This window comes from Streptomyces sp. NPDC057702 (assembly GCF_042799315.1).
Taxonomy (GTDB): domain Bacteria; phylum Actinomycetota; class Actinomycetes; order Streptomycetales; family Streptomycetaceae; genus Streptomyces.
The window spans coordinates 1-7,870 of sequence record NZ_JBHVJC010000018.1 but is presented as its reverse complement, the minus strand read 5'-3'; the positions used below and the strand labels follow the sequence as shown (position 1 = coordinate 7,870).

The window sequence follows — 7,870 nt, the reverse complement described above, 5'->3', positions numbered from 1 at the left end:
CGCCCGCCCCCCGGGCGCGCGCCCCCCCCCCGGCCCGCCCCCGCCGGGCCCCGGCGCCCGGGGCCCCCCTACACCCGCGACTACGCCGGTCCCCGGCCGCGACCCACTCACACTTCGCGGAGGCCCCACGTACACCGCCCGCCGTCATAGACCGCCCATTTCACGATCTGTTCGCGGGTGCCGTACGTCGTGCTGCGCGAGGTGCCGGCAGCGAGCGGGATCAGCTCGGTGCGCCGAGCGTCCATATCGCGTGCGCTATGGCGTCGCTGTTCCGGTCGAGCGCCGTGTCGTTGATGTTGGCTGTCGTGTCGCAGGACCGGTGGTAGCAGCGGTCGAACGCCTGGCCCGCCGTGCCGCCCCACTTCTGCGCCTGCGCCGCGCTCTTGGTACGCCCCGCGCCGGTGAACAGACCGCCGACGGGTATGCCGACCCGCTGGAACGAGGCATGGTCGGATCGACCGTCACCCTCGGTCTCGATCTCGGTGGACACGCCCTTGGCCGCGAACCAGTCCTTGAACACCGCCTCCAGGCGCCGGTCGTCGTCGTACACGAAGTAGCCCGGGTTGGGCGACCCGACCATGTCGAAGTTGAGGTACGCGCTGATCTTCGACCGCTCCGTGCTGGGCAGGGTGTTCACGTAGTGCCGCGAGCCGAGAATGCCCAGCTCCTCGGCGCCCCACCAGGCGAAGCGCAGGTGTTGCGTCGGCTTGAGCCCCGCGCGCGAGACGGCCAGCGCGGACTCCAGGATGGCGGCGGAACCCGAGCCGTTGTCGTTGATGCCCGGCCCCGCTGACACGGAGTCCAGGTGGGCGCCGGCCACCACCACCTTCTGCGGGTCGCCCCCCGGCCAGTCGGCGATCAGGTTGTACCCGGTGGCGCCGCTCGCGGTGAACTGCTGGATGGACGTGGTGAACCCGGCGGCGTCCAGCTTGGCCTTGATGTAGTCGATCGACGCCCGATAGCCGGGACGCCCGTGGGCACGGTTCCCACCGTTGCTGGAGGCGATCGACTGGAGCTGGTTCAGGTGTCCCTTGACGTTGGCGAGCGGGATGTCCGGCGCCGCGAACGTCGACGCGTCGGACTGGCCCACCGCCCTGGCATCGGTCGTGGCGGTGGAGGGCGCGGCCGGCGAGGCCGTGGCGGTGGGCGAGGTGACGACCAGCCCGGCGATGGCTCCTGCGGCGACCGTCGCCGTGGTGGCCCGGCGAAGCCAGGACTTCCGGGGCAGCGAGGATGTGCGTCGCGTGGGGTGCGATGACATACGAGGCTCCAGGTTTCCGAAATCCGAACGGATGGGACGGAACGAACAGTTCGCTGGGCGACGCCCGAATGATGAGGCCGAGAGAGCGCCACGGTGAGGCGAGGGGAGCAGTTGACGCGTGCATGATGCTCTGGTGCGTGCTCCACTGAGGTCAAGGCGGAAACCGGACACCACACGTCGCATATCGCTCGCTAGTCCCCGTCGCGACACTCCCCGCCCCTCGCGCGCCGCCCGAGCCCGCCCCGCCCGGGTCCCCCTTCCAGGCATCCTGCCTCGGTCCTTCCCGACGTTGGCCCACCTGCTTCTGTCCGCCAGGCCCCCTGTCAGCGGGGCCCTGTCGCCTGCCCTGGTGCTCCTCCCCGCCTCGGGATGCCCGCCTCGCGTCTGGCTCTGTTCCTCGTGTCGCCCTTCTGCTCGCCCCGCTTGGCTGGAGGCCGGCTGGGAGTCGGGCGGGGCCGGCCAGAGGCTGGGGGCGAGGGCGGAGGGCGGGCGCGGCTTGGTGGACTCCCTCGCTGAGCCGCAAGGCGGCGGATCGTGAGCGGTGTGCTGACGTGCTGACGAACGCAGGGGATCAGGCCGACTCGTGTACGCGGAACGCGAGACCGCCTCTGGTTTCCTCGTTCGGCCGGACGGCGATGCGCACGCCGTCCGCCCCCTGTGTGGTGAGTGTGAAGCGCGATGTCTCGGCCCGGTGGGTTCCACTTTCCACGCAGCGCACTCGTTGGGTCCTCGTGGGGCCGCCCGCTGTCGCGGTGACCGTGACGCTGCCCGTGCCCAGGCACACGGTCTCCACGGTCAGCCGCTGACCGGAAGCGAGTGTCTTCGTGGTGCCGGTGGTGATGGGCCTCGATGCGCGCCCGCTGCCTTCCAGGACGCGCACCTGCTCTGAGCTGGTCTTGGGCAGGCTGGCGGCGGCCTCGCTCGCCAGCGATAACTCCGCGCGTTGCCCCTTGTCGGCCTCAGCCGGCGTGCCGTCCGAACTCACGTTGGCCGCCCCCGCGATGAGGGCCGCGGCAGTCGCGCCGGCCAGCGCGGCTGTCTTCATTCGTGCTGTGATGATGCTCTTCATCGGCCCACCCGCGCTCGAATGTCGTCGTGACGATCATTCCGCTCAAGGGGGATTCGAACCCTGATTTGAGCGAGCCCAGAGGTTGTTCCGAGGCCGCGGGTGGGGGCGTGGACGAGACGCTCCGTGGGTGTTCCCGCGCTCCCCGGCAGACGTGGGGAGGCGGGGGAGCGCGGGCCGGCGGCGGTCAGTGGAGGCAGAACTCGTTGCCCTCGGGGTCCGTCATGAGGCACCACTCGGTACCGGCGGTGGTTATACGGCGCTGCGCTCTCGCGCCCAGCTTTTCCAGGCGCGCTATCTCGTCCTCGCGTTCGCCGGGCGCGCTGTGGAGATCGAGATGGAGTCGGTTCTTCGTGGTCTTCGGCTCGGGCACACGCTGGAAGAGGATGCGGCGGCCGAGGCCCGTGTCGCTGCCCGGGTCGTGCGGGTCGTCGGGATGGCGTACGGCGATCAGGTCGCGCCAGGCGCGGCGCCCCTGGAACTCCACGGTCTCGCCCTCGCTGACCACTCCGGCCGCCAACAGGCGCTCGATCAGGGGACTGTTGTCCTCGATCTGGTAATGCAGGGCAGCCGCCCAGAACGTGGCTTGGAGGTGTGGGTCCCCGGCGTCGATGACGACTTTCCAGGCGAGTGGTGTGGGCTGCATGTCTGTCTCGTCTCCCCGTTGGATTCCCCGTGAGCTGACTGCGGGCGCTCTGCTCCCCACGACCTTCGCGCCCGGATCACTCCAGGTCGGTGGCGCGGGTTTCGGTCGTGATGGCGGCGGGCCTCGTGCTTCGAGTCTCGCCGCTTCCCCGTCCGTTCGCCTCTTCTCCTCAGCTCGTGAAACCAGTTATAGTGGTTACATGAGCGAGATGGCAAGAGGGTTGATCCTCCAATCACCCCAAGGGGCGCCCTACCGCTTCGATCCCGGGGCGCTGTGTCTGGAGCTGGTGCCGACCGGCGGGCCGGGCCCCTGGGTGCGCTACGAGGTGTTGCACGGTCCGGCCGACCTCGCCGGATGGGCCGCGCGGTCACGGCTTTGGCCCACGCCGGAGATCGAGGTGACGGCCGAAGAGGTGGTGGAGGCCAAGCGGTTGCGTGACGCGCTGTTCCGGATGGCCACCGACCAGGCGCACGGTCAGCCGTTGGAGTCCGCTGACCTCGATGTGGTCAACGAGATAGCGCTCGGGCCGCCACTCGCCCCCCGTCTGGAAGGTGTGTCCGACCGGCGCTGGGTGCGACCGGCGACCGGCGCGCAACTCCTCTCGACGGTCGCCCGGGACGCGATCGAACTCTTCGCCGGGCCGTACGCGGACCGGATACGACAGTGCGCGACGGACAACTGCTATCTGCTCTTCGTGGACACCTCGCGGCCGGGCCGTCGGCGATGGTGCTCCATGCAGCGGTGCGGGAACGTGCACAAGGTCAAGGCCCTGCGCGCCCGGCAGGCCGACATCGAGCGGTCTGTCAGCACGCCGGCCGACCCCGAGCAGCTCCCCGCCCAACGAGCCGACGTCGAGCGGACCGCCGTCGACGCTGCTGCTGAGAAGCCCGTCGGTCGCACGCGGGATGCCGGTTGGGAGATCGGCGTCTCCAAGACCCTGCCCCATCCGCCGGCCGAGGTGTGGGACTTCATCAGCGGCGACGAGGGCATCGCCATCTGGCTCGGCCCGGGTGCCGAGCTGCACCAGGAGAAGGGAGCGTCGTACGAGACCGACGACGGCACCTCCGGAGAGGTCCGGGGCTACCGGCCCGGCGACCGCATCCGCCTCACCCACCGGGCCCCCGGCAGCGGCCGGGACACCACTGTCCAGGTGGCCGTCTCCCAGGCCCGGTCAGGGGGGAAGGCCGTGCTCCGGTTCCACCAGGAGCGGCTGGCCGACGAGGAGGAGCGGGCCCGTCGCCGTGAGCACTGGCGGCGGGTGATAGCCGAGGTGGCCGACGCCCTGGGATAGCCGACCCCCGGGCCACCGAGTTCGCGGAGGGTGGGTCGACGACGGAGCCGGCCACGGCGAGTCGCCTGGGCGGGTGGGCCTGGGCCGAGGCGATCCGGCTGGCGTACGGCCGACGCGTCGGGGCGACGGGCACGTGACCCGGGCGGGATGCGTGATGGGACGGGCGTCGTGGTCAGCCCGTGCCGAGGTCGCGTAGGCGAAGGCGGGTGTTCGGGGCCGAGGCGGCCGGGGGCGACGGCGCGTCAGCGGGCCGGGTCGTCGGCCGCCGGGCTGTCGCCACGGACCTCCGGCGCACCCGTGGTCGGGAGCGGGTCGGTCGCGGTGAGCTCGACGGTCGTCGCGGTGACCGGGGCCGGGACGCTCTCCGCTGGCCCGGCGGCGGTGTGGGCCGCGACCACCGCCTCGCCGGCGCGCACCGCCGCGACCTCGCCCGCACGGACCGCCGCCGCGCGCAGCGCGATCCGCGACCGGTGGGCGGTGCGTAGGGCATCCCAGGTCAGCAGGGCCAGCGCGAGCCAGACCAGGGCGAAACCCGCCCACCGCTCGGCGGGCATCTCCTCGTGGAAGACCACGAGGCCCAGCACGAACTGGAAGGTCGGCGCGATGTACTGCATCATCCCGATCGTCGACAGGGGCAGCCGCACCGCGGCTGCCCCGAAGCAGATCAGGGGCACCGCGGTGATGAAGCCGCAGCCCGCCAGCAGCAGTGCGTGCCCCACACCCTCGGTGGCGAACGTGCTGTCGCCGCGCGCCCCCAGGAAGACGAGGAAGCCGAGCGCCGGCAGGAACTGCATCGCGGTCTCCGCCGCCAGCGACTCCAGACCGTCCAGCCCGATGCGCTTCTTGACCAGGCTGTACGTGCCGAACGAGAACGCGAGGGTGAGCGCGATCCAGGGCAGCTTGCCGTACCCCACGGTCAGCACGACCACCGCGGCCACGCCGACGCCAACCGCCGCCCACTGTGCCGGGCGCAGGCGTTCCCGCAGGAGCAGCACCCCGAAGGCGATGCTGACCAGCGGATTGATGAAGTACCCCAGCGCCGACTCGACGACATGGCCCGAGTTGACGCTCCAGATGTACATGCCCCAGTTGACGGAGATCACGGTGGCGGCCAGGGCGATCAGACCAAGGCGCTTGGGCTGCCGCAGCAGCGGCCGTATCCACGACCAGCGGCGCAGCACCAGCAGGATGACGGCCACGGCGCCCAGGGACCACACCATGCGATGGGCCAGGATCTCGACCGCGCCGGTCGGCTCCAGCAGCGGCCAGTACAGGGGGAACAGTCCCCACATGCCGTACGCGGCGAACCCGTACACAAGTCCGGTGCGCGCCTCGTTGGCCGACGTCAACGCTTCCTCCCGAGCTGCCCGCTGTGGTGGCGACGGACAGAACGTAGCGCCGCGAAGGCCCGTCTGTCAGCCTCGTTCTGCCATACGGTCATGACATGCGGAGCGGGGTGAGACGGACCACCCTGTCGCCCACAGCCGGGCCGCACGCCCCCGTACCTCCGCTGAACTGCGGAAAGGACGGGAGCGTGGGACGATATCGGGCTACTCGCGGTTGCGCGGGAGCGATTCGTCGCCGCCCGTCGGCGGGCGGCGACGTGATCAGCGCAACGCCAGAGCCGCCGCGATGGCCTCGGAGATCGGCGTCGTAGGGCGCCCGATGAGCCGGGAGAGGTCGCCGCTCGTCCCCGCCAGCAGGCCGCGCTCGATCGCCGCGTCGACATCGGTCAGGATCTCGGCGAACGGCTCGGGCACGCCCGCGCCGGTCAGGATCTCCCGGTGCTCGGCGGCCGTGACAGCCGCGTGCGTGATCGCCTTGCCGGACTGGGCCGCGATCTCGGCGGCGTACTCGTCGAAGCTCCAGGCCACGTCGCCGCTCAGCTCGTAGGCGGCGCCCGTGTGGCCCTCCCCGGTCAGCACGGCGACGGCCGCGGCGGCGTAGTCGGCGCGCGCGGCCGACGCCACCCGCCCGCTGCCCGCGTTGCTCACGACGGCACCGTGCTCAAGGATCGACGCGAGGTGCGCGGTGTGGTTCTCGTGGTACCAGCCGTTGCGCAGGAAGACGTGCGGCAGCCCCGCGTCGAGGATCGCCTGCTCGGTCACCTTGTGCTCGGCGGCGAGCTGGAAGTCGGCGTTCGGGCCGCCCAGGATGCCGGTGTACGCGAGGAGCGCGACGTCCGCTGCCTTGGCGGCGTCGATGACGGCCTGGTGCTGCGGTCCGCGCTGCCCCACCTCGCTGCCCGAGATGAACAGCACGCGCTCACCGGAGTGGAACGCCCCGACCAGGCTCCGCGGGTCGCCGTAGTCGGCGACGCGCAGCTCGACGCCGCGCTCCGCGAGATCGGCCGCCTTGGCGCGATCACGGACGACGGCGGCGATCTGGCCGGCGGGCAGCTCGCCCGCGGCGACCTTGGCCAGCAGCCCCTCCACGACGAGACGGCCCAACTGGCCGGTGGCTCCGGTGACGACGATCATCTGGATCTCCTTGGTCGAACGGTATGCGTGCCACCGTAGGCATCTCACTAAACATTCGTAAGTACCCACTTTGAAGTACGGTACTGATACCAAGGGAAGGGGCTATGACGTGCGAGGACACGAGGGGATAGAGGGCGGGGCGGGCGTCGGGCCGTACGCCGCCGACCACGACGTCGCTCACGGCGCGGAGGACCGTGGCGTCGGCGGTCACGGCGTCGTCGGTGGCGACGGGGGCGCGGCGGAGGGTTCGGAGGCTGTCGCCGACGGTCCGCTCGGAGCGCTCGGTGTGCCGCACGCACCGAACGTGAACGCGCCGATGTGTCCTTCACGGCTGGTCCTGGAGCACGTGACCAGCCGGTGGGGTGTGCTGGCGCTGGCGGCGTTGTGGGAGCGGACGCACCGGTTCAGCGAGCTGCGCCGCCGGGTCGGTGGCGTCAGTGAGAAGATGCTGGCCCAGACCCTCCAGACGTTGGAGCGCGACGGGTTCGTCCACCGCGAGGCGTATCCGGTGATCCCTCCGCGCGTGGAGTACTCCCTGACCCCGCTGGGTGAGGAGGCGGCGCGACAGGTCTGGGCCCTGGCCCGCTGGTCGGAGCGCCGGGTCCCGGAGGTACAGGCCGCGCGGGAGCGCTACGACGCGCGGCGGGACGCGAGCCAGCGCGCCGGCGTGGAGCCGCGCGCCGGTCGACGCGCCGGGGCAGCGGCCCGGGCGTCGGTCGACCCGGACGACACGCGGCCCGCTGCCCGAGCGGGTCGAGGCGCCCCGCGTGGTGGGGCGGCCGGGCGGTAGCGAGAGGCGGCGGGCCGGGGTGCTCGGCGGTATGCCGGTGCCCCGCCGTCGCGCGCCGTGGGCCCCCGACCGCGTGGCCCGCGACAGCCGGGCGCCCTGTGGCGCACGCCGGCGCGGTGTGCCAGGGCTTCTGCGTACACCGCCGGCCCGGAACCGACAGGTGTCGGAACCGGGCCGGCTGGCTCGCACCGGCGTGCGCCGGCGGCCGGCAGACAGGCCGGGGCGATCCGGTCTGGGCGGACGTCAGTGGTTGACGGTCCAGGTGTCGTTGCCGTGGAGGAGGCTGGCGAGGTCGCCCTTGCCCTGGTGCTCGATGGCGTGGTCGAGTTGCTCGCT

Annotated in this window: 5 protein-coding genes and 3 pseudogenes; 3 read left to right on the top strand and 5 right to left on the bottom strand. The window is 71.9% G+C overall.

Translation table 11 applies throughout. From position 1 onward, the window contains the following. Positions 1 to 223 precede the first annotated feature (223 nt). The 3 genes and pseudogenes from ACFVFR_RS15730 to ACFVFR_RS15720 all read right to left on the bottom strand — a co-directional run. Positions 224 to 1,261 (bottom strand): annotated as a pseudogene (locus tag ACFVFR_RS15730) (M28 family metallopeptidase); the annotation flags it as partial. A 571-nt stretch (positions 1,262 to 1,832) separates the two neighbouring features. Beyond that, positions 1,833 to 2,330 (bottom strand): hypothetical protein, encoded by a 498-nt coding sequence (locus ACFVFR_RS15725; RefSeq protein WP_383701714.1) that lies wholly within the window; start codon positions 2,328 to 2,330, stop codon positions 1,833 to 1,835. Positions 2,331 to 2,514: 184 nt separating this feature from the next. Next, positions 2,515 to 2,973, bottom strand: a complete 459-nt coding sequence (locus ACFVFR_RS15720; protein ID WP_383701712.1) for a VOC family protein — start codon at positions 2,971 to 2,973, stop codon at positions 2,515 to 2,517. Between the two features lie 199 nt (positions 2,974 to 3,172). Between ACFVFR_RS15720 and ACFVFR_RS15715 the strand changes: the two are divergent. Both ACFVFR_RS15715 and ACFVFR_RS15710 read left to right on the top strand, forming a co-directional pair. Next, a pseudogene (locus ACFVFR_RS15715) lies at positions 3,173 to 3,760 on the top strand (CGNR zinc finger domain-containing protein); the annotation flags it as partial. Between the two features lie 132 nt (positions 3,761 to 3,892). Continuing rightward, positions 3,893 to 4,264, top strand: coding sequence for an SRPBCC domain-containing protein (locus ACFVFR_RS15710; RefSeq protein WP_383701955.1), 372 nt, complete (start codon positions 3,893 to 3,895; stop codon positions 4,262 to 4,264). A gap of 242 nt (positions 4,265 to 4,506) precedes the next feature. On the opposite strand, the gene rarD is transcribed toward ACFVFR_RS15710, so the two are convergent. Both rarD and ACFVFR_RS15700 read right to left on the bottom strand, forming a co-directional pair. Beyond that, on the bottom strand, positions 4,507 to 5,613 hold the full coding sequence (rarD, locus tag ACFVFR_RS15705; protein ID WP_383701710.1) for an EamA family transporter RarD: 1,107 nt from the start codon (positions 5,611 to 5,613) through the stop codon (positions 4,507 to 4,509). 258 nt (positions 5,614 to 5,871) lie between these two features. Beyond that, on the bottom strand, positions 5,872 to 6,744 hold the full coding sequence (locus tag ACFVFR_RS15700) for an SDR family oxidoreductase (RefSeq protein WP_383701708.1): 873 nt from the start codon (positions 6,742 to 6,744) through the stop codon (positions 5,872 to 5,874). Positions 6,745 to 7,060: 316 nt separating this feature from the next. Here ACFVFR_RS15700 and ACFVFR_RS15695 point away from each other — a divergent pair. After that, positions 7,061 to 7,390: pseudogene (locus tag ACFVFR_RS15695) on the top strand (winged helix-turn-helix transcriptional regulator); the annotation flags it as partial. Positions 7,391 to 7,870 lie beyond the last annotated feature (480 nt).

Excerpts from the sequence above, each read along its gene's own strand:
- ACFVFR_RS15700 (WP_383701708.1), bottom strand. The coding sequence starts at position 6,744 with ATGATCGTCGTCACCGGAGCCACCGGCCAGTTGGGCCGTCTCGTCGTG.
- ACFVFR_RS15725 (WP_383701714.1), bottom strand. The coding sequence starts at position 2,330 with ATGAAGAGCATCATCACAGCACGAATGAAGACAGCCGCGCTGGCCGGC.
- ACFVFR_RS15720 (WP_383701712.1), bottom strand. The coding sequence starts at position 2,973 with ATGCAGCCCACACCACTCGCCTGGAAAGTCGTCATCGACGCCGGGGAC.